Consider the following 23,716-nt stretch of genomic DNA (forward strand, 5'->3'; position numbering starts at 1 on the left):
CCATTAACGTCTACCTCCAGACCACGTAATGCGCAGATCATTGCATAGAGCTTTTGTACGAGCGTCAGGCACCTCGCCTGCCGCGTGCATATGGCAAAGGTAATACACACAATAATGGCAATCGGCGCCAATAGTATTGCCAAAGGCCATAACAGGAAAAGCGGAATAACGATTCGCCGCTTGCCAATCTTTAGCAGAAGCAGTGAAGGCGGTATCATCGTCTCATCATCTCCAATGCTTCTTCGACCGATACTTCACCTCGGTCGAGTTTTGCAAGAACTTCATCTTGTGAGACAGGTGAGGCAACTTCAACGAACTTTAGTTCGTTGCCAATACGGTTCAGACGTGATTTGATTGTAGGATAGCTGACGCCAAACGTCTGCTCCATCTGCTTGATTGAACCATGACAGCGGACAAACGCCGCTACAAAGACTTGATCTTCCGCCGACAGGTTAGCCAGCGGCGGCAACTCGAAGCTGCCTTCTATGGCAACGTCTTTGTCTTCGATTCTCACCCGTTCGACCAGCACTTTTGCGCCATTTGTCATCTTGGTAAGTTCATACCATTCCATGGTCGAAACACCCTCTTATATTAACTAATTTAAGTTATTATGCCACTATATATTGATTATGTCAAGCAGTACATTAACTTATTTATCGACAAGTGTGTCCACACAGCAAACCGAGAATCCAGCTATTAGAAAAAAATGGTCTGGGACCAAGTTTGGTCCCAGACCATTTGATAAAGACAAATACTCAATATAAAATCTCAAATACTAAATCACTCGAACTTGCCGAGAATTTCTTTGATGTCACGATATCTGTGCTCGGGCAGGCTCTCTATGGCATCGAGGATCGCATCGGGTGCTTCGTTCTCCTCAGCACAGCGCAGGATTTCGTAGCGTGAGCAGGGAAAGATTATGTCATCCAGATATGCTTCCACCTTCAACGGTGTTCTGTAATCAATAAATGTTGCCATCGGTGCACCTCCTATTGCGTGTGGCCTATAAAACGCGAAGTCGATATCAGGATACCCAAAATTGTGCTCTTCACTAACAAAAAATGTTCGAGAAGTCACGCCTGAGACCTAATCGGTTCACAAACAATGCAAGCATGCGGAATCATGATCTCGCCCTATAACACTGCTTGAAGAAACCTGCTCTGCAATAGATAAAAAGAGGACTTTATCAGGAATGAGTGTGGAGCCTGCCTGCCGGTCCGCTCCAAGACAAACCTGACACCCGCCCACATATGAAGTAAGTTGTATTAGCAGTATGCATCATTTTCTGCAGTAGTCAATATCGCATTTGGTGTTATTTCATTCACCAAATCGCAACGCGAAGTTTCATGATGTCATAGATGCTTGATAAGGACGGCAGGTTGATTATTTTCGCGCAAGCTCGATGACCAAAAGCTGCATCACCATCTCAGGGTTTTCCATATCGCCGTCAATGGATTTAAGCATCTGATCAGCCTTTGCTATTGCGCTGAAGCATCTGGTTAGGTCCGAGCGTGAAAACGGTCTCGCCTGGCGAGAGAGCCGCTCGGCCTGCCAGCTTTGTCTGGAGAGGATGTCGAGTATGTTGGTGTCGGTGGGAAGCATATCTTTGATATTGTCCGGCACGTCACTTTTCGTGAATGACCTAACCCCCATCTCATTAAGCAGTTTCATCTGCCAGACCATACGGAACTGACGCGCGATCACGGCAAGGGTCTTGGGAGCTTCGGCGCGCGGATCGTCGCTGAACTCGAATATCTCTTCCAGGAGCCTCAACGAAAGCGCCTGATCCTTTGCGGCAACCGCGTCGACCAGCTTAAACACTTTCTCCTCATGCGTCTCGCTTGTGACTGCTGCAACGTCCTGGACTGATATTGTCTCAGCATCGCCCGAATAGTCTATGAGCTTCTTGATCTCGGTCGAAAGTATAGACGAATCCGTCCCGACACGCTGGACAAGTGCGGCTGCCACAGGCGAGACGACTTTCTTGCCCGAATCGGTAAATGCAGTCATGGCAAATTTGATCGCGGCGTCGGTTCGCATTTTCCCGAACTCGACGACTTCGCCGACCTTGCGCACAGCCTTTGAGAGGTCGCCTATAACCTCGGAACCCTTTTTGGGTTTGCCGTCGACTTTTTCAGCGGCTGGGTTCACCAAAATCAGGCAGCCTGTCTGCGAAATGGAACCGATCTTCTCGGCCAGTCTGCTCTGCTCATCTGGATGCATCTTGTTTGCGTGCCTGACCAGCACCACACGCTGTTTTGAGCCGAACGGAGGAATATTGAGGCCGGTGATGATGCGGTCGGAAGTGGCTCCATCACCTTCCATCGGCTCCAGATCGAAATCGGCAAAATCGCCCGTCACCAGGGTCCTGAGCAGCTTGTCCAGGTGCTTGTTCTTCTGGAAATCGTCATCGCCGCGCAGCAGATATGCTCTTGGATTGTCTTTTTTCGCGCTCATGCCGCAGTTATTATCTCACACAAGCATGTAAAAATACAAAGGCTCGGCGGGAGGAACGCCCTCCCATTTGTCCGTTAGCGAGAAGAAGCACTTGTTAATGCCCTATCAACTTTGCAACTGACGGAAACCTGCCAATGTCAGTATGAGGCAAAAACAGAGCGCTGAGGTAGGCATCCATATAGTGGTTATCGCTGCTGAGGTCTATATAAGTCATCTTTGATGCGATTTCTGTCAGCCGATCCCTGTGGTCCTGAGACAAAAGCGCTATATACGAGCCGGTGAGAGAGGAATTGCCTATATATGTAAACCGCTCATACGGCAGGTCGGGCAGCATACCTATCAGAACTGCATCTTCGATGTGTATATACCTGCCGAACCCGCCTGCTATGTATACTCGCGATATTGATGCATAATCCAGCCCTACATTGTCCAGAATCAGAGAGCATGCGGCATATATCGCGGCTTTGGTGCGCATCAGGTTTTCTATATCAACTTCAGTGATTATCAGGTCCTGGCTGTTGGCTGTATTCTCGGCTCGCTCTATTATAAAGACAGGTTTGCCGTCAATGCAGTCAAGCCGATCCGTTGCAAGATCGGTGTTGAAATGACCCATCTGGTCGATTATCCCATGAATAAAGAGTTCTCCAAGCAGGCAGATGAGTCCCGATCCGCAGATGCCTGACGGCTTCACACCGCCTATCACATCGCAGTCGATCCGGCCCAGGTCATCACTTATTTTCACATACTCGATTGCGCCCTCGGAAGCGCGCATGCCGCACTTGATCCCCGAACCCTCGAATGCCGGACCTGCTGAACATGCGCATGAGACCACCCAGTCGGCATTTCCCAGCACAATTTCGCCATTCGTGCCGATATCCAAAAATAAAAATACTTCGTCAGAATTGGTTGGGATGTCTGTGCACAGCAGACCGGCAGTAATATCGCCTCCCACATAGCTCCCCACCCCAGGCGCAAACTCCACAGGACTGTTTTTCGCTATATTCAGCCCGACCTGATCTGCACTCAAGCAAGGCACTGCGTTAACAGTCGTTACATACGGACTTTCGCGTATATATTTAGGCGGCAGAGCCAGGAACAGGTGGATCATGGTCATGTTGCCGGAGATAAATGCGGCTTTGATATCATCCGCGTGCAGATCACTGTCTGTGGCAGCATCGGCGATGAGGCCGTTTATGGTCTCGATCACCAGGCTGTGGAGTTCGCTCAGTTTTTGAGGTGTGCGGGCATAGTCTATCCGGCTGATTATATCCGAGCCGAGCCTGATCTGGGCATTATATGACGTTCTGGACGATACGACTCTGCCGCCCACCAGATCGACAAGCTGGAGTGCGGCTGTGGTCGTGCCTATGTCTATCGCGACACCGTAGAGTTTATTCGTATCGTGACCCGGCAAGACTTCAGTCACTCTCACGCCGGATTTATTCGAGTGAAACAGGACAGTCACATTGCCGTCCTGCTCACGGACCGCCGAAGCAAGACTTTGCAATACATGGACATCTGAAGTAATCGGCTGCGAACCGGTATGTTTGGAAAGCTCGCGAACCATGCGCTGCCAGTCTGAATAGTTCTCGTCTATCGACGCAGGCGGAATTGTCAGCTCCACACTTCTTACGAGAGGCGTAAGGCTTGTCATATCGGGCAAATGGTCTTCACCTATGAGCAGGTGGCTGTCGCCGACAACACGCATCGAGATGTCATGTGCCGGTGTTATACGGACGGTAATATCACCCGTAATGTGCGAGCGGCATGCCATTACAAGGTTTTTTTTGGCAAGTTCGCTGTCTATCTTCGAGGCTTTGTCCTGCTCGACATGTCCCTCCACCAGTTCGACAAGGCATCTGCCACATGTGCCTTTGCCTCCACAAGGCAGATGCAAATCTCCGATGCCCGCCTTGATGGCTGCATCCGAAATAAGCGTCTCAGTCGGGACTGTGATCTCTTTATTCGACGGCAGAAACTTTACTGTGTGCATAGGCTTTTACGCCACCAGCATCTTCATATACGGTCCCAAGTCTGAGGCTTCCTGTGGGCCGACTGATATCTCCCAGCCCGGCAGGTTTTCTTCCAGTTCGCCGCTTATCTGAGAGACATATCCGGGGATCACCAGCTTGCGGCTCTTTATCTTGTCTGCAATGCCGGACTCTTTGATAAATGCGGCAATCTTCTCGCCTGAGAATTTGCCGGCAGCCCATGCTGTAAGCACACTCATGCCCTCGGAGTCGACAATCGCCAGATGCGCGGGCACACCCGAGTTTTCGACTTCACCGGAGACGATGAAATATGTCAGGGAGAAATTGGTGGTGACCAGCACTGGCGAGTCCACACCAGCGTCACCAATCGGGTAAACCTTAGGCTCCACCTGAATTGGCTTCTGTGGATCGGTGAAGATATTCTGACGCAGCATCATCACAGGCAGCAGCGCTTCATAAGCCAGGCTGTCGATCACAAGAATAGAGGCATATTTACACATCAGGCTCGATGCGTCGGCAACCAGACACGGCAGATCACTGCCAGTCAGATAATTGATGACCGGATAGCCCATAGGCTCATATGTGTTCTTGAGCGCCGCTTTGCGTATGATTGTGTTATATTGGATTGCAGCGGCGGGGTTATCTGACGGAAGGTCGAGAACTATGTCCTGCACGCCCATCCCAGCCAACTTCGTAGTCAGGTCAGCAAGTTCATCGAGAGACTTCGCACGCGCAACAAGTGGCGACTTATAATCCAGCGCCAGTTTAGCCATTACTTCGACATTATCGGGCGTGGCGGCATGGATCAGCGGTCTCTGACCGTCAATTGCCTTCAACGCAGCCTCAATAGCGTCGGGATTGTCGCTCATAAGCACTGCCGGGCGGCCTGTTGTGCCGATCACTTCTTTGACTGCCGTGACAAACTGCTCAACCTCGCCCGTCACATTCTCGATCAGGACCATATCCAGCGTAAGCTGCTCGCCGACACGCTCAAGACAGTAGTCACGCACGAGAGCAGCCTGATGCGCAAGATCGTCCGGCCGCAGATCGTCTGTAAACGCGACTGCAATGGCCGTCTGGTTCACGAAGGTCTTCTCGTGTCGAAACATCACTATTTCGCCGCCGACCACCACTTCATGACCGGCAGGACCAATCTTCACCGACCGAATCGGCGGTTTGCTTGCCGCTCCCAGCTTCTCCTTAGCCTCATCGGAAGCATACGGACAAGCGGCGAGTTCGGCTGACTTTGCCGCCATCTTCATGGCAAAGGCCATGCATGTGGGCACACCGCACTCGCCGCAGTTGGTCTTCGGCAGCAGCTTGAATATATCCAGGCCAGTTAGCGCCATTTAAACTCCTTTGCCTACCAGTTTTCCCCAAGCAGCTCGAAATGAGCCTGCGGATGCGCACAAGCAGGGCAGACTTTTGGAGCCTCAGTGCCCGTGTGCAGATAACCGCAGTTGCGACATCGCCATACCACCACGCCGTCTCGCTTGAAAACTATATCCGCTTCGATATTGGCTGCAAGTTCATTATAGCGCTTCTCATGCTGCTTCTCTGCAACAGCTATAGCCTCCAGCATCTTTGCGATGCCGTCGAAGCCCTCTTCCTGTGCCTCTTTTGCGTAGTCAGGATACATTGATGTCCACTCATGGTTCTCGCCTGCGGCTGCAGCTTTCAGGTTCTCTAATGTGGTTCCGATCACACCGGCGGGAAATGCGCCTGTTATCTCAACCTCGCCGCCCTCAAGATTCTTGAAAAGGCGCTTGGCATGCTCTTTTTCCTGGTTCGCGGTCTCCTCGAATATGGCTGCAATCTGCTCATACCCATCTTTCTTGGCCTGGCCGGCAAAGAAAGTATAGCGATTGCGTGCCTGAGACTCCCCGGCAAATGCCGTCAGTAAATTCTTTTCCGTCTTGGTTCCTTTCAAATTCGACATGTTACTTCTCCTCAAGAAAAATATGACATTCGCCCATTGTCCATCCATAACCCCTTTGATGCAAGCCCGTGCATTTCCTTCTTCCGACGAGCATCCATGTGATTTTAGATTTGGTATTATGTATTGAGTATTGGATCGAGTATTGACTCGAGTGGCTGGGGATGATAACTTATCTTTATGGCTAATGTGCAGACTCCCAAAAAACTGGCCGATATGCTGGCTGGGATCGTTCGTCAGGACTCAAACCCAGACACGCAATACGAAGCCTACAGCCTTTTTCTGGACAGACTACTGCAATCTTCCATCGCCACGCCACATAATTGCCCGATCACAAAACAGGTGGCTGCAGTTCTGGATCATATTGACCTCGACCAGGTCTTCACGGACTACGTGGCTGAGGGCAAAGACCCGGCTATATACTTCTTTGAAGAGTTCACCAGAGCTTGCAACGCATTGGCTTCAAGAAAACGCGGAGTGCACTATTCCCCTCCGACAATTGTCTCATACATGGTCCGCTGTGTCGAGTCTATATTGTCCGCAAACATGGGCATATCGATGCAGGATGCGGTGGTGATCGACCCGTGCTGTGGGATGGGAACATTTCTAAAATACATCGAAGACAACTGCAAACACGGTCGACTGATCGGTATGGAACTCGATCCGACCCCAGCAAAACTGGCTTTGCACATCCTGAGAAAATCAGAGATTATCCAAGCCAACAGTCTCGATAAGACAGACCTCGACATTGGGAATAATATGCCGGTCATAATAGGCAATCCGCCCTATTCAGGCCATTCGTCCAACGCAGGCAAAATCGAAGAACTGCTTGCCGACTATAAAGATGGCCTTGCCGAACGCAACCCCAAATGGCTCCAGGACGATTATGTAAAGTTCATGCGAATGGCTCAGAATCATATAGATTCAGCAGACAAGGGTATAGTCGCGTTCATCACAAACCACAGTTACCTTTTTAACCCGACATTTCGAGTGATGCGCGAAAGCCTGATGCGCTCTTTCAACCACACTTATATCCTGGACCTCAATGGCAATGCAAAGATAAATGCAGAACGCTCAGACGAGAATGTGTTCCCTATCCAGATGGGTGTCGCAATATCGTTTATGGTAAAAAACGCGGATTGCAACAACAAACGTTTATACTATACTCAACTGCACGGCACCCGCACGCAAAAACTCGACACTCTATCGCATATGAGCTTCACTGATACTCCGTGGAAAGATATAACACCTATAAAGCCGTTCAACCTCTTCATTCCAGTCGATAATGACCTTCAGAAGGAGTATTACGCATACCCTTCTATCCTGGACCTGTTCAATGAAAGGAGCGTAGGGTTTGTGACCTCGCGCGATGAGTTCGCTGTCGATGAGGACAGGCAGGCTCTGCTCGAACGAATAACGGCTCTCAGAGACGACAAAATCTCACCGGATGAGATTCGCGGTCGCTATGCAGTAGGTGACCTGGATATCGAGTCTGCAAGACAAACACTTCAACTCGACCCGGACTGGGAAAGCAAAATTGTGGAGGCGACCTACAGGCCGTTCGACAGGCGCTGGGTGTATCTGTCAAAGGCCGTCATGGAGCGGCCAAGGCTGCCTTTTATGGAGAACATGCTTCATGACAACATAGCCCTGGCCGTCGGGCGTGCAGGTCGGGTTACTGGATCGAGCGAATGGGATGTAGTTTTCTGTGCGGACTGTCCGACTGACCTGAATTTGTTCCGCCGAGGCGGAGCCATGCTGCTGCCGAAATATATTTATACTGATGGACACAGAAAATCCAATCTCAAATCGGACAATGATGGAATCTTCTTTTACATATATGCGGTCCTTTACAGCGTGCAGTATAGAGCGCGCTATGCCGATTTCCTCAAGTCCGACTACCCCCGCATCCCAATAGTGGATAACTCGCACATATTTGATGAGCTTGTCGATCTGGGGAAGGAGCTTATTGCGGTCCACCTGATGCCCAACAAGGTGTTTCCGGGAGATATGTCACAGATGACGATAGGAGGCTATGGCATTCCGCTGGGAAGCGCGGTTATCAGGACAGGTGTTATACAAAAGAAGATCGATAAGGCTCTTTGTTCGGGCGCAATCTGATACGCCCGAACACCGCAAATAATCAATATCAAATATCATATACTAAATTTAGTGTGCCAGTGGTTCTGCGAGCTTGAGGGCTTCAAGGCTGAGTTCAGGACGTGTTGAAAGCACGGCACCGAGATCGGTCGTCACCATATTGTTGCCAGTAACCCCTACCATCACGCCTGTATTACCCGCAATAAGGCTGTCCACTGCCGCCGCGCCGAGTCGCGTGCCTAGGAGCCTGTCATAGCACGTAGGGCTGCCGCCGCGCTGGACATGACCCAGCACAGTCGATCGTGCGTCATGGCCGGATTCAGTCACATACTCGGTCAGAAGCGCCGTAATTGATTTCTCGGGTGTGGAAGCCCCCTCGGCTGCCACAATAATAAAGTGCGGTTTGCCGCGCAGAAAAGCAGACCTGACTTCGCGGATCACTGTTCCCTTATCAACCTGCACACCCGGCAAAACAACCATCTCAGCGCCGCCCGCGATCCCAGACATAAGCGCCAAATAGCCATACTCCCTGCCCATGACTTCTATAATGAATGCGCGCTGGTGAGCACTGGCAGTATCTTTGATCTTGTCCATTGCATCGAGGATTGTGTTCAAGGCCGTATCTACGCCTATCGCCATCTCCGTGCCCGATATGTCATTGTCTATTGAAGCCGGCACTCCAACCACCGGAAAACCCAGATCGTTGAGGCATGCCGCGCCATGAAGAGAGCCATCACCACCGATCACGACCAGGCCATCTATGTTCCATCCATGAAGCACATCAAGCGCTTTTGCCTGACCCTCAGGGGTTTTGAATTCCATCGATCGGGCGCTCATGAGGATCGTGCCGCCCTGGCGGATTATTCCGCCCACATCGCGAGAAGTAAGCACTCTTATTTCATTTTCCATCAGACCTGCGTAGCCACGAGTGACGCCGTAGACCTCGGCCCCCGCAGCCATTCCATATCTGACCACGGCTCGAATGCAGGCATTCATGCCCGGCGCATCCCCGCCGCTGGTTAAAACTGCTATTCGTTTCATATATGAGACTCCAAATACTAAATATAAAATTGCAAATACTAAATCTACTGGAAGTGTTTCTTGACTTCTGAAAAGTATTCCTTCCCCAGCCATTCTCGATTTGATTCAATCCATCCTGCGAGGCTTGTATGGCCGGTAGGCTCATTTTTGGACACAAGCAGGTTCGCGAGCAGACCATTCACCTCCTCAGGAGTCAGCACCACGTCATGCACAAGCGTGCCAATAATCTGAGTGGCAGCCAACGCAAATATGGGCGGTATATGTATTACAATTGCTCTGCTGTTAATGACATCCTTGATTAGCCGAATTAGGTTATCAAATGTATATACTTCCGGGCCGACAGCATCAAATATCGTATTCTCACCCCTGCCTCCCCACTCTACAGCCAGGTCGGCAAGGTCTTCAACAAAGATCGACTGTATCTTGTATTCACCAGAACCTGGAACACCGAACATAGGCAGGTGCCGGAGAAACCAAGCAATGTTGTTGATCAATATTCCCTGGTCTCCAAAAAGGACATTGGGTCTCAAGATCGCATAGGATAACCCACTTTCGACAATCGTCTCCTCCACAAGTGCTTTACCGCTGTAATATGGCAGGGGAGAGTCCACCGATGGGTTCGTAATGCTGATGTGGACAATCCTGCGCACACCTGCACTCTTCGCAGCATCTATCAGAACGCATGAGTTTGCCACGGCTTTATCAAAGGTGATGTTATCGCGCTCGAAACGAATCCAATAGGTGTTATATAGTGTAGTTACGCCTTGCAGACTTTTGGCAAGCTCAGTTGGATCATCAAAACTGAAAGGCTTTGATGTGACCCTGTCACCAAAGTTATGAGAACGTTCAGGATGGCCTGTGAGACTGACAACACTAATGCCCTTCGCAAGCAGACGCTCGGTTATATATCGACCGCTGAAGCCGAATGCGCCTGTAACAGCGTTGAGTTCACTGCTCATTTACTTTACTCCGGCTCTGATATCTTGTGGTTGTACACTAAGTCAACAATGTATCCCGGTCGATAGGCGAGAAACGGACCAATCATCAATGTGACAACGGACTGCACAAGCGGACCCCATGGTTTGCTTGCTATCCATGCTTTTGACCAGGCTGTCTGGTTTTCGCCGACACATATTACTTCCATCAAACTTGAATATAGTGATAATAATGAGACTGCCACGAATACGATCCCAGTCAGTGCGACCGCAGCGCCGAAAATTGTCTTGACCGAGAGTTCTTTCTCATGCTTGATTATCAGCTTCGCCAATCTGTCACTGAATGCAAAAAAGCAAATTGTTATCAGCACAGTTACCACCAGATATCCGAAAACTCGAAGCGGATAAGTTGGTGAATACACTTTTTCGCCATAAAAACTCATATTTACAAAACACAGAGAGCGCAGCGTTGAATAGAGTGTGCTTACACAGCGCACAGCCCAAGCAAAACCCGCAACTTTCAAACCGAGGGACAATGCGTTACGATCAGTCATCAGCGCAGCCTCCATTGTCGGGTTCATGTCGATATATAAATGCTGCGAACTGTCTGCTGCACAGCAGCAAATATGCGCCTACTCCAAGATACAACACGAAATCGAGTATTCTCGACCACTGGATTATTGCGAGAGCACGACTTAAGTATTTAAAACTCATATCGCCGATAATACCGGCGAGGAAGCCTATGCCTTGCACAGAAAAGACCACCCCAAGCACCCTTACGGCCAAAATGAACACCGCCTTCTTTTCTCTCAATGACTCGGGCAGCGAGACTGGTGAATCATCCTTGACCATCATTCGGGATAACGAATCGGACGACGCGATCAGCCAGCACGAGAGTGTGGCATAAAGCACGATTGCTATGGCATCTATCCATATAAATGTTGACCGGCTTATGCCCTGCGTAATACTGGATATCGGCATAGCAGTACTTAGAAACAAATTCGGAATGATGAGAATGGCATACGCAAGGCTGATGACACCAAGTACCTTCAGCGAAATAGAAAGCGCATCTCTTTTTGTCAATCGTTTGGCCTCCACATATTAGTCCCTTGCTATTGAATTAATTCTTCAAACGTCCCTCCATTCCTTTTTAGTGCTCAAAAAGCCCCCGGATCATGAATCCGGAGGCTTGGTGGTCAGCATGGGCGCATTGCCCTATGGAAAGCAGACTTTACGGCGCGCTTATTATCTGGATATGCTGGGCAGCGTAACCCGTGCCGGGACTGCCGTATCCGGTCATCTTGACCCTCATGCCGGGTTTCAAGTCGAGCATGGATATTCGTGTGAGCTGACGCTGGATCACCGTGTCTTCATCTACAGAGATCACCAGCTCGGAGTTCTCCGTGCGCATCCTGAATGTGAATGACGGATAATCGACCTGCTCGATCAATCCGGCCACACTCGCCGGTGTCAGAGGAAGCGAGTTTTCGGCCTCGCTTCTGCTGCGTGTTACGCGAATAGTCTGCGCCTGGACCTCGTTTACTCCGACAATGTTTCCAGATATCTTCACGGCGTCGCCCTGGTTCAACTGAGCCAGGCCGATTATGGTCGCACCATATATCAAAGGCACGTTCCCTATATCTATCGTATAGTGTCCGGCTGGTGTCTGCACCTTGAGGCGTTTTGCCAAATAGTCTATATAGGTAATCAATCCCCTGCCGCGCCACTGGTTACCACACGGAGCACAACCAGGCTCGGTATCCTTTTCAATTATTATTTTGACCTCTTTTGCGGGTCCTGCTCCCTCAGGCAGCACACCTGACGACAGTTCCTCAGCCGTGAAAATCCTCACACGGGACGCATTGATCTTACACCCGTCACCGACCGTGCCATAGACCCTCACCGTGTCGCCGGCCTTGAGCAAATAATGCTCGACTTTCACTTCCCCTATCATTATCTCCGCTTTATGCGTGTCAATTTTGTATGAATTGTTGTCCTTGCCTTGCATATAGAACGTCTGGCCGTCTACATCCGTTACTGTGCCGGTAGCCAGCCACGTTTGACCGACGACTTCTTTGATGTTGCAGTCCTCGCCGTTTGCGAGAGCGCCAACGGACATGGCTGCCATAGCCATGCCGACTAACAGTAATGCAGCAATCTTCATACTATACATGCTTCGCTGCTCCTCCTTTGCCGGTCGAATACACTCAATAGAGGTGTACCCTTGCCCAATATGCGCCAAACGAATTGAGAATTGAGAGGCAGGATGCGAGGGTGAGAATTTTTTTATGCAGAGCTGGTTATAAATGCACATGAAGTGGTATAATAAAGTTGCTTATTAGTTAAGGGGCTTAATCAATGGCGGCTGAGCAAAAATCAATAAACAGAGACTCGGCTCAATATGCAGAAATAATCGCTGAAGTTTTTGTGGAAACGGTCCAGAAGGCGGCGTCGGACGCAATGTATTGCATGCACTGCGGCGAAGAGATCACCCGTTCGCTGATGGAATGTCTGCAATATGTATTTCTGCACGGCGCATCACCAATACGTAAGATTGCAGACGGGCTTGAAGTGAGCCTGTCGGCGGCCAGCCAACTTGTTGACCGGCTAGTCAAAAAGGAACTGGTCACCAGAAGTGAAGATGAGACTGACCGCAGGCTGACCAGCATAGAACTGACTGATGCCGGTCGCGCAGTGGTCGAAGAGATGCGGCAGCGTCGGTCGAAGTGGTTTGATACAGTATTAGTGAGCATGCCGGAAAAGAAGAGACTCGCATTCATCGAAGGACTTGAGAGTTTTCTTAAGTCGTCGCTGGCGGAGGTTGATAACATCGACCGCGCATGTGTTAAATGCGGCATGGAACACGTCTCATTTTGCGTGATAAATAAACTCAAAACGCAGCGTTCGATTTAGTATTCGAGATTTTATATTTAGTGTTGAATCTGAAGGGGCATTGTTATGAACCAGGGCTATAGCAACAAAGTAATGGAGCATTTTGCCAACCCGCATAATGTGGGCGAGATTCCAGATGCGGACGGCATCGGAAAAGTCGGAAACCCCGTGTGCGGAGATATTATGAACATGTATATCAAGGTCAAGGACAACGTCATAACAGACGTCAAGTTCAAGACATTCGGCTGTGGAGCGGCTATCGCCACCAGTTCCATGGCCACCGACCTCATAAAGGGCAAGACACTGGATGAAGCACTCAAGCTCACAAATGATGCAGTGGCTGAAGCTCTGGGTGGCCTGCCCAAGATTAAGATGCACTGCTCAGTGCTGGCTGAACAGGCCGTGCGAAGGGCAATTGATGACTACCTGGTCAAGACGACCGGCAAAGGACTCGAACTCAAAGCGGACGAGGACCTCCATCACGAAGCGGTGGAAGCATAAACCGAAGGGAGCAAATAAGTTGACAGAACAAGCAAACGATCTGCGCGCAAAGGTGCAGGCTACACTGGAACAGATCAGACCGTCACTGCAGGCTGACGGCGGCGATGTGGAACTTATAGATGTGGAAGGGACTGTGGCAAAAGTTAGATTACAGGGAGCATGTCACGGATGCCCAATGGCTGCAATGACACTTCAGATGGGAATCGAAAGAGTGGTAAAGAGCCAGGTTCCTGAGATTACTGCTGTCGAGAACGTAACTGAGGATTAGTCTGAATGTGATCGCGAATATTACAAACCGTGTTTTTGCGATTATATCCGAATTTGCTTTACCAATTGCGAGATATGAAAAAGCCCGGGTGCAAATGCATCCGGGCTTTTTTCGCATCGATATCTTCAAGCCGGGTCACAAGACCCCGAAGATTTTTCGCCCCGACGCGAATGGGCAGATTTCGGGAGGCCAATCTTTGAGCGAACTTGCACAGGCTCATCTCGCAGGGCAGCATCAAGCAGCATAAGAATTCTCTGCTGTGCCCATACTGCTCGCCTTTCGCAGTCGACTGAATAACTGTCTTTGCCCATGGCCGTCCTCCACACATCTGAGCGGCAAACGAGTGTTGTATTCTCTCATCATGAGTTTTCCACGTAAAATGACTGGTTTATCCCCGTACTTTTGCGGGTTTATTCCAATGTTCTAAAACCGACTCCAGTACGGATTATACGCTCCCCGCATAATCCAGGTCTCCGAGAGCATTATTCATGTTTCTCGCAAATAATGCTGGCTAGTATTGTGCCGTTACCCCACTTTTGCCCTTTGCTGTGGAAATGATAACTCCTGTTCGTACGCCACAGCGCTGTAAAACCTGGTAATGTTACCAGATTTTCAACCCGCACAGGCTCAGCAGATGAACAGATTAAGAAAATACCATTGACAACACAGCCATAATGTTACACAATGTTGGCGAGTTTATCTACAATAAGACTACGGCAAGCAGTAGAAGTCGTGCGGCTACAACATATTGTATAGGAGGAGATAACAATGAAATGCATGTTTGTAGTAACGGCTGTTCTTTCGCTACTGGCTTTAAGCATCGCCACTTGTGCCGCCATTACCATTGATACCGTAACTGTCGGCGACCCGGAAAACGAAGCGGACCCGCTTACCGGATACGGCAGTGTGCCCTACACCTACAAAATCGACAAATATGAAGTTACCGCCGGAGAGTATTGCGCTTTCCTCAACGCAGTGGCAAAGGACGATACACATGGACTGTATAACCTCGATATGTGGAGCAGCAACTATGGCTGCAAGATACAGCAGATCGGTGATGCAGGCAACTACAGTTACAGCATAGCATTAGGATGGGAAAATAGACCTGTTAACTATGTGAGTTATTGGGATGCGTGCCGTTTCGCCAACTGGCTCCATAACGGCCAGCCAACCGGCGAGCAGGACGAAACGACCACCGAAGACGGGGCGTACACGCTCAACGACTACACCGATTCCGACGGCCGCGACATTCAAAGAAATACAGATTGGAAATGGGCGGTCACAAATGAAAATGAATGGTATAAAGCAGCATATTATAAGGGCGGGATAGATGCCGGTTACTGGCTCTTCCCGACACAGAGCAATACTCCGCCTTCCAACCAACTGATCGACCCTGACCCTGGCAACAATGCTACATATTACGACAACGGCTATACCATAGGGAATCCGTATTACAGAACAGAGGCAGGTGCTCATGAGAATTCTGAAAGCGCCTACGGAACATTCGACCAGGGCGGAAACGTGACAGAGTGGAATGAAGCCGTTATTTATATTGGCGAAGATGTGGCTGCCCGTGGTCGACGCGGTGGTTCGTATGGAGGCAGCGTCGATTTCCTTAGATCTTCATTCCGCGCGGTCGATAATCCGACATATGAAGATTATTACGTTGGGTTCCGCGTCACTCAACCAGTATTCCCATATGCCGTACCGGAGTTTCCAGCAGCATTGCTTGCCACGCTTGGTGGTTTGTCAGGGGTTGTTTGGCTGAGATTGCGCAAATCATAGTCTTTGTCTTTTGAGCCCGCCATGGCAAAACCATGGCGGACTCAGTTTCATTAGGCGCTTCTTGACACACAAAACCTTATTTGCGTGGTTTCAACCCCGTTGCGTGGATTTCGGCAATAACATCGGCAGCGACCTTAGGTTTGCGATCATATGTCAGATAACCGTTTACCTCGCCCTCCACATCGTATAACTGCACATATGAGAACCCGGCGCACAGCGGCTCAGCCATCATCGCGATGAAAAAGTCTCTGTAGAGCGCTATATAAGCCTCGACATTATCAGCCGGATCATAGCCACATGGCTTCCACTGGCCTATAGGCATATGATCCTTGATCCACCAGTTGCCTGTTTCGCTGATTACGACGGGCTGGCCTTGGTGCTTGAACCCATCACAATAGGTCGGAATGTTCTCATATGCCTGGAAATTTTCCGTCTCAGCAATAAACTTGCGCCAGTCGTTCCACCACCTGCGGCAGTCTGCGCCGTCTTTGGGGTTCACATGCAGATCGACGATATCGGTCTTGGTGTGGCAATAACCGCTGTTGTCGACTACCGATCTGGTCGAATCGAGCGCCTTTGTGGCCTCATAGAGCTTGACTTTAGCCTGGTTCATCGCGTCACTCGTAGGCTCTTTGCGCTCATTTGACGGGACCCAGCCTATTATGCATGGGTGGTTGATGTCGCGCTTGATACATGCCGTCCATTCACGCAAAAAACCGTCTATATTTGAAACGATATCCGCGCCCCAGTCTGCCATCTCCTCCCAAATAGTCAGCCCCAGCTTGTCGCACCAGTAATGGAATCTGGGTTCTGCCACGATCTGGTGCTTGCGAACATGATTGAGGCCGTATTTCTTTGCCCATTCAACATCCGCTCGAAGTGCATCATCCGTTGGAGGGGTGTAGAGGCCGTCGGGATAAAAACCCTGATCCAGGGCGGAAATTATAAAGAACGGCTTGTCATTGAGATATACCTGGCCGTCCTTGATGTCTATTTTTCGGAAGCCGAAGTATGTGTCCACACTATCTACTTCGACGCCGTCAGCAGAAGTCAGGCTCAGGTGAAGGTCATACAGGTTGGGATCATCATTGGACCATAACCGCGCATCCGGCACACTTATAGACAACCCGGCTTTGCCATGCTCGACTTTCGCGGTTTTGTGTGATGCTTCTTTGCCGTCTAAATACGCCGATGCAGTCAGGCTCAAGCCTGTGCCGCTGCCGTCGATCTCGGCGCTGATCGTTAGTTCGCCATTATCGGGATTATCGATCAGACGCCAGTCTTTGATATATGTGTCGCCGACCGCCTCGAGCCACACTGTCTGCCATATACCCGTAGTCCGCATATATATGCAGCCATGTGGATATCTCTCTGCAGACTGCTTGCCCTTGGGCTTGGATTCACTCGGATCATCATGAACACGCAGATAAAGACGATTGTCTGCCGGCTTCACAATGTCAGTAATATCGAACGAGAAAGAATCATATCCGCCTTCATGTTGGCCGAGATGACGGCCATTGAGCCAGACGTCGCACTCATGGTCGACTGCGCCAAAATGAAGCAGCACACGCTTTCCGATCATATTATCCGGCAGATCGAAAGACCGCGCGTAACGGCAGATTGTGTGCAAATCTTCGTCATATACGCCGCTGAGCACGCTCTCCGGGCAAAAAGGAACCACGATATTGCCATCAAGCGGTTTATCGGGTGAACCGGTGTCATCAGGATCGAAAGCAAAATCCCAGACGCCGTTTAGGTTGAGCCAGTTCGCCCTCACACGATCCGGCCTGGGATGTTCGGGACGCGGTATGTCGCCATACTCATCTATAATCGACTTGATTGATCTGTGATCATATAGTTTCCAGTCTGACAATTTCTTCTCCTATAAGCTGAGAGCGGGGAGCCCGGAGCCGCTGCCGCTCATTTATTCTGTTGATTAAGAGATTGCTATCTAGTCTAAAAGCCCGTCCGGAGTAAGAATTCCCCGGACGATCAGCACGCCTACTTAAGTGATTCGCGCAGCTTGAGACCCTGAGCATGGACATCTGCTATGAACTCTGGCGACACCTTTGCCTTGCGATCATATGTCAGATAACCATTGACCTCGCCCTCAACGTCATATAGCTGCACAAATGAGAAACCGGCGCACTCCGGTTCCGACATCAGTTCCAGAAAGAACTGCTTATACAACGCCATATATTCATCGAGATTGGCGGCAGGACCTGCACCATGCACCCGCCACTTGCCCATCGGCAAGTAGCCCTCGATCCACCAGTTGCCGGTCTCGCTTATCACCAACGGCTCGCCGCGATATTTATAGCCCTTGCAGTATGTGGGTCTGTTTTCATATGCCTGAAAGTCACCGGTCTGCCTTATCGACTTGCGCCACCTCTCAAACCACATGTGCCAGTCCTCGCCATGCAGCGGCCTTATGTGCAGGTCGACCATATCTGTGATGGTGTGGCAGTAACCGCTGTTATCGACAACCGGTCGGGTCGGGTCGACAGACTTGGAAGTCTCATAAAATTTCAACTTGACGGAGTTAGCATCATCTTCATCCCACTTGTGCTGCTCATTCTTGGGGACCCAGGCGATTATACACGGATGGTTGATATCCCTCTTCATACATGCCGTCCATTCGCGCAGGTGCTGGTCGGAATCAGTGCAAAAGTCCGGCTCTGTGCCCCAATCGGGCATCTCTTCCCAAATGGTCAGGCCCAGCTTGTCGCACCAATAATGGAACCGAGGCTCAGCAATTATCTGGTGCTTGCGCACGTTATTGAGGCCGTATTTCTTTGCCCACTCAACATCAGCGCGCAGTGCATCATCAGTTGGAGGTGTATACAGCCCATCCGGGTAATAGCCCTGGTCGAGAGCAGATATGAGGAAAAACACCTTGTCATTGAGATATATCTCGCCGTCTTTGGTATATGTGCTGCGGAAGCCGAAGTATGTCTCTACCGAATCGACCTCACTGCCGTCAGGACTACTCAGACTCAAACTAAGCTCATAGAGGTTCGGGCTTTCAGGCGACCATAAACGGTGGTTCGGAATGGTCAGTGTCAGTTCATTTGACCTGGATGACTGCCGCACAACTTCTTTTCCGCCAAAATATGCGATCGCGGTAAGGGTCAAGTCTTTTGCCGGACCGTCTATCTCAGCTTTGATCGCTAGCTTGCCGGTCTTGATATCATCATGCAGCAGCAAGTCTTTGATATATGTGCCGCCGACTGCTTCCAACCACACAGTCTGCCAGATACCCGTAGTCCGCATGTATCGGGTTCCCTCGGGGCACCTCGCGGGAGACTGCTTGCCCCGCTGCTTTATGTCCGCAGGATTGTCATAGACTCTCAGGGCGAGGCGATTGCCGGTCGGCTTTATTATATCGGTGATATCGAATGCAAATGAGTCATACCCGCCGGTATGCTTGCCCAGATGGACGCCGTTGAGCCAGACATCGCACTCATGGTCGACCGCGCCAAAATGAAGCAGCACACGCTTTCCGATCATATTATCCGGCAGATCGAATGTGCGGGCATACCGGCAGATTGTGTGCAGTTCCTCATCATACACCCCGCTGAGCACGCTCTCCGGGCAAAAAGGCACAACTATCCTGCCATCGAGCGGTTTGTCGAATGAACCCGCATCATCAGGGTCGAATGCAAACTCCCATACACCATTTAGATTGAGCCAGTCTGGCCTTACGCGATCGGGCCTGGGATGCTCAGGACACGGAACACCGCCGAGTTCATCTATAATGGACTCAACCGATCTGTGGTCATACAATTTCCAGTCAGACAAGATGGAATCCCCCTTGAGATCAAGCAAAACTTCGCTATAGTAGCGCAGAAGCGGGTTTATGTCAACAGCTAGACAGAGGCGGGAATTGTTTCCCATGTATCTGGAATTTCAGACAGTTTTGGCACTCTCTGCACCATATTTTTGATCAGCACAACTGTGGTGCCGTCCGACCCGGTTTTGAGCAGTATGCGGTCGCATGCATCAAGCATTATTGAATATCCCATGCCAAGCGAGGGTTTGGTCGAAAATCCACGCCGCAACACTGCGCTGGGCAAAACGAGAGACTCTATGCCGGGGCCATGGTCCGCAACCGCCACCCATACTTCATTATCCGTCCTGCCTACGTATACCCTGCCATATAATGCATGTTTGAATGCATTGGTGATGACCTCACCTACTGCAACAATCAGTGGATGCAGAGACTCTTCATCGAGGCCATAACTGCGAATAATATACTCCACCTTATGCCGCGCATTGGAAACGTCCACTGCTTCATACACGTCCAGGCTTGCTAGAGCGCTATGAATGTATGGTTTGACATCTTCTGCATCGCAAATTTCAAGTTTACCCTCGGTTACGCTCAGAATGGTCTGACGATAGAATCTGCGTTTCTGTTCTTCCAAGCTCTGTTCTAGCGAGCGTCTTTCTTCTTCCACCTGCTTTCGCACTGTTATGTCACGTCCGACAGCCAGCAGACGCTCCTTGCCGCCAATTTCAGCCAAGCGAAAATTCCATTCCATCCAAAATAACTGCCCGGACTTGTGCCTCATATGCCATTCGAATGTCTGAAATTCACCAGAAATGGCAGCTTTCATTAGTTCAATGGCATGATCTTGTGTATACGGTTCTTCACCAGAACTCAAATTGCCTGGATACAGACCTACAACCTCATCGTGAGTATAACCCAGAACGTCAAACATACGCTGGTTGGCGTCAAGGATTTCGCTGGTGATTGGATCATGCACAATGATTACATCGTTGACTGAGTTGTAAATTGCCCGGAACCGAGTCTCGCTCTCTTGCAACTCGCGCAAGCGCTTTTGAAGCTCAGAGTAATAGCTCTTTCTTATCGACTCCTCTCCCAGGCCGATAACTTTTTTTCGCAGTGATTCCCATCTACGCGGTTTATCAGAAGATCCGCTCATAAATCTCCTCAATATCTCGCCGACTAGGTTGTCTGGGGTTTGTTGCAACATCCGGGTCCTGCATCGCTTTTTTGGCGAGTCCACCGATCATGTTGCGATCCATAGCAAGCTGACTGAGATCATCTTTGATGCCAAGTAATTCCTTGAAACGCGCTAACTCATCAACCAGGCTGGCTAGTATCTCATCATCTCTCTTGCCTGCCATATCCAAATCCATTGCCTCACCGATAGCCCGATATCTACCGACAACAGATGGGAAGTTGAACGAAATAACCTGGGGGAGCAAAATTGCATTGGACAAACCATGTGCAATGTCCAGCACACCCCCAAGGCTGTGGGACATAGCATGTGCCAATCCAAGACCGGCATTTGAAAAAGCGAAACCTGCATTCAGGCATGCAATGGACACCCAGCCTCTTAGTTCAACATTGAGTGGATCTGTAATGGTGGATGGAAGATATCTGTGTATCAAACGAACAGCCTCAAGCGCAAAAAGATCGGTGATCGCCGATTGAGCGTTTGAGACATACGCTTCAAACGCATGTGTGAGGGCGTCGAAACCGGTGTCTGCTGTCAGTTCTGACGACAGCGTCGTCAGAGTGACCGGATCGACAAGGGAAACATCGGGCACTATGGCTTTGCTGACAATTGCAATTTTTACATGTCTGGTTGTATCCGTGATTATTGCAAACTGAGAAACATCTGCCGAACTGCCTCCTGTTGTGGGCACACATATCAGAGGCGGTATGGGAATGTGGACCTCATCGACACCCTCAAACTTCAGAATGTTTCGGTTATTGGTGCTGACAATCCCTATCCCTTTGGCACAGTCAATCGGGCTTCCACCACCCACAGCTATCAAAGAATTGCATCCCTCATTCAGGTAAACCTCGGTGCCTGACATTACCTCATTATCCCGGGGATTTGATGATACATTCTCAAAGATCACGTAAGGCAGCCCAACAGATTGCAAACCTGTCACGATGTCACCTGTCCACCCGGCTACATCCACACCGGGGTCAGTTACGATCATGACTTTGCGCGCTCCCAAATTGACAGCGTATTTGGCGGCCAAATTCCGTGCATCAGCGCCAAAGACACATTCAGGAGCGACGAATTTGCGCAGTTCCAGTATTCCGCCACTAAGCATCCGCGAGGCCTCACGTTTTTATTGCTTATACCCCTACAAACAAAATATAGCGCAGTGCCAACATCAAGCACTGCGCTATAGACCTAAATACTCAATATAAAATTTACAATACTAAATTATCAGAATCCTTTGTTGAAGTTCAGACCGAAACCGATGTCATCACCATCAATGAGGTCTACATGTGCCCTGAATCCACCGGCTGCTGCAAACTGAAGGCCGATGTTGAGGTTGTCTGTGTCATACTCGGTCATCAGGGTGAGATTGTCGCTGATGACTGCGGACAAACCGGCAAACACACCATCAAGCGTACCGTCACCAAAACCAATGCTTCCCTTGATCTGGTGCAGAGTGAGTTTGGGAATGTCCAGAGTCTTAGTGACAACCACATACGGTGTGACATCGATCTCATCCGTCAGATCACTGACACCAAAGGCAATTCCAGGTGTGGCGAACGTCTCCTTTAGGACAGAATACTTTGCATTCAGGATGGTATCATTATCACCTTCGTCCGGGTCCAAAAGCGCTGCGCCCACTTCAAAACCATTGATGATCCCTATGTTGGCTGAAAAATAGGATGTGTCGATGTCATCACTGCTCAAATATGACGCTCCGAAGTTCACACCTCCCATGTTGAGTGTATCGGCTGTAGGTGTGAAAATAAGCCCTGTGTAGCCGGGATAAGCCGGCGCCGCAGCAAGCCCACTTGCCAGAGACATCATCGCCATGGCCGCTATTGCAATCAATGCAAGCATCTTTGAGTTTAACATAATTCCTTTGCCCTCCTTGGTGCATCTTTGCATTATAATATACTAGGACGCAATTGTTGAGTAGTTATCTACCCAACAAAAAGGACAATTTTATAAACCTGCATAATATGAGAATTGACCGCAGGTTATGGAGGCTGTGTTTTGATTCTGGACATGTTTTCTCTAAAAGGCAAGGTCGCGCTCGTATCGGGCGGAGCAGGACTCTATGGAAGACAGATAGTGGCTGCTCTGGCTGAAGCGGGTGCGAAAACTTATATAGCATCGCGTTCTGTCGATGCACTCAAAGACGTGGCTGCCGAACATCAGGCGAGAGGCGAAGATGTGGTAGCTATGTATATGGATTTGGCGGAAGAAGCATCAATACTTGCTGTCAGAGACGAGATCGCTAAAAGAGAAGGCAACCTGGATGTGCTGGTCAATAATGCGGTCGCACGGCCTATGAAAAACGCATATGATGACGACGCTTCGGCGTTCGCTGAAAGTATGAGGATAAACGCTACTGGGCTTTTCATAATAACCCGAGCCATGGGTGATCTTATGGCCGAGCATGAAAAAGGCTCGATCATAAATGTCGGCTCGATACAGGGAATGGTCGGACCCGACTCGACAATCTATGAAGGCACCAATATGACCGGCTTCTATCCGGACTATTTCTTCCATAAAGGCGGGATGATTAACTACACCCGCTTCACCGCAAGCTATTACGGCTCCAAAGGGATCAGGTGTAACTGTATATCACCCGGCGGGCTGTGGAACCCCAATATGCCAGAGGCGTTCATCAAAAAATACAGTGCGCGCACATTCCTCGGCAGGCTGGCCGACCAGACCGACCTTATGGGAATCATCGTATTTCTGGCATCCGACGCATCGGCATATATAACAGGCACTAATATACCCGTCGACGGCGGATACACGGCCAAGTGATTATAGGGTCAGGATTCGGAAAT

Annotated in this window: 23 protein-coding genes; 6 read left to right on the forward strand and 17 right to left on the reverse strand. The window is 49.9% G+C overall.

Annotated features, from left to right (window positions below):
- Window positions 1–214 precede the first annotated feature (214 nt).
- From LLG46_02590 to LLG46_02615, 6 genes are all read right to left on the reverse strand, one after another.
- A complete protein-coding gene (locus LLG46_02590; GenBank protein MCE5322185.1) occupies window positions 215–571 on the reverse strand; it encodes a DUF2089 domain-containing protein in 357 nt (118 codons plus the stop codon).
- 209 nt (window positions 572–780) lie between these two features.
- Window positions 781–978 (reverse strand): DUF2795 domain-containing protein, encoded by a 198-nt coding sequence (locus tag LLG46_02595; GenBank protein MCE5322186.1) that lies wholly within the window; start codon window positions 976–978, stop codon window positions 781–783.
- Window positions 979–1,383: 405 nt separating this feature from the next.
- Entirely contained in the window at window positions 1,384–2,457 is a 1,074-nt protein-coding gene (gene holA, locus LLG46_02600; protein MCE5322187.1) for a DNA polymerase III subunit delta, read from the reverse strand.
- Between the two features lie 94 nt (window positions 2,458–2,551).
- A complete protein-coding gene (locus tag LLG46_02605) occupies window positions 2,552–4,450 on the reverse strand; it encodes an ASKHA domain-containing protein (GenBank protein MCE5322188.1) in 1,899 nt (632 codons plus the stop codon).
- Between the two features lie 6 nt (window positions 4,451–4,456).
- The gene (locus LLG46_02610) at window positions 4,457–5,797 is read right to left on the reverse strand and encodes an acetyl-CoA decarbonylase/synthase complex subunit gamma (protein ID MCE5322189.1); all 1,341 of its coding nucleotides are present in this window, start codon (window positions 5,795–5,797) and stop codon (window positions 4,457–4,459) included.
- A gap of 14 nt (window positions 5,798–5,811) precedes the next feature.
- Window positions 5,812–6,387 (reverse strand): rubrerythrin family protein, encoded by a 576-nt coding sequence (locus tag LLG46_02615; GenBank protein MCE5322190.1) that lies wholly within the window; start codon window positions 6,385–6,387, stop codon window positions 5,812–5,814.
- 177 nt (window positions 6,388–6,564) lie between these two features.
- Between LLG46_02615 and LLG46_02620 the strand changes: the two genes are divergently transcribed.
- Entirely contained in the window at window positions 6,565–8,505 is a 1,941-nt protein-coding gene (locus LLG46_02620) for an N-6 DNA methylase (protein ID MCE5322191.1), read from the forward strand.
- A gap of 48 nt (window positions 8,506–8,553) precedes the next feature.
- Here LLG46_02620 and pfkA read toward each other — a convergent pair whose 3' ends face one another.
- From pfkA to LLG46_02645, 5 genes are all read right to left on the reverse strand, one after another.
- On the reverse strand, window positions 8,554–9,525 hold the full coding sequence (pfkA, locus tag LLG46_02625; GenBank protein ID MCE5322192.1) for a 6-phosphofructokinase: 972 nt from the start codon (window positions 9,523–9,525) through the stop codon (window positions 8,554–8,556).
- 44 nt (window positions 9,526–9,569) lie between these two features.
- Window positions 9,570–10,484: an NAD(P)H-binding protein gene (locus LLG46_02630; GenBank protein ID MCE5322193.1), complete on the reverse strand. Its 915-nt coding sequence runs from the start codon at window positions 10,482–10,484 to the stop codon at window positions 9,570–9,572.
- A gap of 5 nt (window positions 10,485–10,489) precedes the next feature.
- Window positions 10,490–11,014 (reverse strand): hypothetical protein, encoded by a 525-nt coding sequence (locus LLG46_02635; protein MCE5322194.1) that lies wholly within the window; start codon window positions 11,012–11,014, stop codon window positions 10,490–10,492.
- Window positions 11,007–11,543 carry a hypothetical protein gene (locus LLG46_02640; protein ID MCE5322195.1) on the reverse strand — a complete coding sequence of 179 codons (537 nt, stop codon included), beginning with the start codon at window positions 11,541–11,543 and terminating at the stop codon, window positions 11,007–11,009. Before LLG46_02640 ends, LLG46_02635 begins: the two co-directional genes overlap by 8 nt.
- Before the next feature lie 148 nt (window positions 11,544–11,691).
- Window positions 11,692–12,633, reverse strand: a complete 942-nt coding sequence (locus LLG46_02645; protein ID MCE5322196.1) for a DUF5666 domain-containing protein — start codon at window positions 12,631–12,633, stop codon at window positions 11,692–11,694.
- Between the two features lie 185 nt (window positions 12,634–12,818).
- On the opposite strand from LLG46_02645, the gene LLG46_02650 reads away from it, so the two are divergent.
- From LLG46_02650 to LLG46_02660, 3 genes are read left to right on the forward strand one after another with little or no spacing between them, the layout of a single operon-like run.
- Window positions 12,819–13,373, forward strand: coding sequence for a MarR family transcriptional regulator (locus LLG46_02650; protein MCE5322197.1), 555 nt, complete (start codon window positions 12,819–12,821; stop codon window positions 13,371–13,373).
- A gap of 45 nt (window positions 13,374–13,418) precedes the next feature.
- A complete protein-coding gene (gene nifU, locus LLG46_02655) occupies window positions 13,419–13,853 on the forward strand; it encodes a Fe-S cluster assembly scaffold protein NifU (GenBank protein ID MCE5322198.1) in 435 nt (144 codons plus the stop codon).
- Between the two features lie 40 nt (window positions 13,854–13,893).
- On the forward strand, window positions 13,894–14,121 hold the full coding sequence (locus LLG46_02660) for a NifU family protein (protein ID MCE5322199.1): 228 nt from the start codon (window positions 13,894–13,896) through the stop codon (window positions 14,119–14,121).
- A 125-nt stretch (window positions 14,122–14,246) separates the two neighbouring features.
- Here LLG46_02660 and LLG46_02665 read toward each other — a convergent pair whose 3' ends face one another.
- Complete coding sequence (locus tag LLG46_02665; GenBank protein ID MCE5322200.1) at window positions 14,247–14,432, reverse strand: hypothetical protein; 186 nt, start codon at window positions 14,430–14,432, stop codon at window positions 14,247–14,249.
- Window positions 14,433–14,889: 457 nt separating this feature from the next.
- On the opposite strand from LLG46_02665, the gene LLG46_02670 reads away from it, so the two are divergent.
- Window positions 14,890–15,906, forward strand: a complete 1,017-nt coding sequence (locus LLG46_02670) for an SUMF1/EgtB/PvdO family nonheme iron enzyme (protein ID MCE5322201.1) — start codon at window positions 14,890–14,892, stop codon at window positions 15,904–15,906.
- 76 nt (window positions 15,907–15,982) lie between these two features.
- Here LLG46_02670 and LLG46_02675 read toward each other — a convergent pair whose 3' ends face one another.
- The 5 genes from LLG46_02675 to LLG46_02695 form a co-directional block, all read right to left on the reverse strand.
- Window positions 15,983–17,779, reverse strand: coding sequence for a beta-galactosidase (locus LLG46_02675; GenBank protein MCE5322202.1), 1,797 nt, complete (start codon window positions 17,777–17,779; stop codon window positions 15,983–15,985).
- Window positions 17,780–17,907: 128 nt separating this feature from the next.
- Entirely contained in the window at window positions 17,908–19,707 is a 1,800-nt protein-coding gene (locus LLG46_02680; GenBank protein MCE5322203.1) for a beta-galactosidase, read from the reverse strand.
- Window positions 19,708–19,775: 68 nt separating this feature from the next.
- Window positions 19,776–20,852 (reverse strand): PAS domain S-box protein, encoded by a 1,077-nt coding sequence (locus tag LLG46_02685; protein ID MCE5322204.1) that lies wholly within the window; start codon window positions 20,850–20,852, stop codon window positions 19,776–19,778.
- On the reverse strand, window positions 20,836–22,002 hold the full coding sequence (locus tag LLG46_02690; GenBank protein ID MCE5322205.1) for an iron-containing alcohol dehydrogenase: 1,167 nt from the start codon (window positions 22,000–22,002) through the stop codon (window positions 20,836–20,838). Before LLG46_02690 ends, LLG46_02685 begins: the two co-directional genes overlap by 17 nt.
- A gap of 119 nt (window positions 22,003–22,121) precedes the next feature.
- Window positions 22,122–22,769 carry a YjbH domain-containing protein gene (locus LLG46_02695; protein ID MCE5322206.1) on the reverse strand — a complete coding sequence of 216 codons (648 nt, stop codon included), beginning with the start codon at window positions 22,767–22,769 and terminating at the stop codon, window positions 22,122–22,124.
- 141 nt (window positions 22,770–22,910) lie between these two features.
- On the opposite strand from LLG46_02695, the gene LLG46_02700 reads away from it, so the two are divergent.
- Complete coding sequence (locus LLG46_02700) at window positions 22,911–23,693, forward strand: SDR family oxidoreductase (GenBank protein ID MCE5322207.1); 783 nt, start codon at window positions 22,911–22,913, stop codon at window positions 23,691–23,693.
- Window positions 23,694–23,716: the final 23 nt, after the last annotated feature.

The sequence above is a fragment of the bacterium genome (assembly GCA_021371935.1).
Lineage (GTDB): Bacteria > Armatimonadota > UBA5829 > UBA5829 > UBA5829 > UBA5829.

Excerpts from the sequence above, each read along its gene's own strand:
- LLG46_02595 (MCE5322186.1), bottom strand. The coding sequence starts at position 978 with ATGGCAACATTTATTGATTACAGAACACCGTTGAAGGTGGAAGCATAT.
- LLG46_02620 (MCE5322191.1), top strand. The coding sequence starts at position 6,565 with ATGGCTAATGTGCAGACTCCCAAAAAACTGGCCGATATGCTGGCTGGG.
- LLG46_02590 (MCE5322185.1), bottom strand. The coding sequence starts at position 571 with ATGGAATGGTATGAACTTACCAAGATGACAAATGGCGCAAAAGTGCTG.
- LLG46_02635 (MCE5322194.1), bottom strand. The coding sequence starts at position 11,014 with ATGACTGATCGTAACGCATTGTCCCTCGGTTTGAAAGTTGCGGGTTTT.
- LLG46_02610 (MCE5322189.1), bottom strand. The coding sequence starts at position 5,797 with ATGGCGCTAACTGGCCTGGATATATTCAAGCTGCTGCCGAAGACCAAC.
- LLG46_02630 (MCE5322193.1), bottom strand. The coding sequence starts at position 10,484 with ATGAGCAGTGAACTCAACGCTGTTACAGGCGCATTCGGCTTCAGCGGT.
- LLG46_02615 (MCE5322190.1), bottom strand. The coding sequence starts at position 6,387 with ATGTCGAATTTGAAAGGAACCAAGACGGAAAAGAATTTACTGACGGCA.
- pfkA (MCE5322192.1), bottom strand. The coding sequence starts at position 9,525 with ATGAAACGAATAGCAGTTTTAACCAGCGGCGGGGATGCGCCGGGCATG.
- LLG46_02645 (MCE5322196.1), bottom strand. The coding sequence starts at position 12,633 with ATGTATAGTATGAAGATTGCTGCATTACTGTTAGTCGGCATGGCTATG.
- LLG46_02670 (MCE5322201.1), top strand. The coding sequence starts at position 14,890 with ATGAAATGCATGTTTGTAGTAACGGCTGTTCTTTCGCTACTGGCTTTA.
- LLG46_02685 (MCE5322204.1), bottom strand. The coding sequence starts at position 20,852 with ATGAGCGGATCTTCTGATAAACCGCGTAGATGGGAATCACTGCGAAAA.
- LLG46_02665 (MCE5322200.1), bottom strand. The coding sequence starts at position 14,432 with ATGGGCAAAGACAGTTATTCAGTCGACTGCGAAAGGCGAGCAGTATGG.
- LLG46_02650 (MCE5322197.1), top strand. The coding sequence starts at position 12,819 with ATGGCGGCTGAGCAAAAATCAATAAACAGAGACTCGGCTCAATATGCA.
- LLG46_02690 (MCE5322205.1), bottom strand. The coding sequence starts at position 22,002 with ATGCTTAGTGGCGGAATACTGGAACTGCGCAAATTCGTCGCTCCTGAA.
- LLG46_02695 (MCE5322206.1), bottom strand. The coding sequence starts at position 22,769 with ATGTTAAACTCAAAGATGCTTGCATTGATTGCAATAGCGGCCATGGCG.
- LLG46_02605 (MCE5322188.1), bottom strand. The coding sequence starts at position 4,450 with ATGCACACAGTAAAGTTTCTGCCGTCGAATAAAGAGATCACAGTCCCG.
- nifU (MCE5322198.1), top strand. The coding sequence starts at position 13,419 with ATGAACCAGGGCTATAGCAACAAAGTAATGGAGCATTTTGCCAACCCG.
- holA (MCE5322187.1), bottom strand. The coding sequence starts at position 2,457 with ATGAGCGCGAAAAAAGACAATCCAAGAGCATATCTGCTGCGCGGCGAT.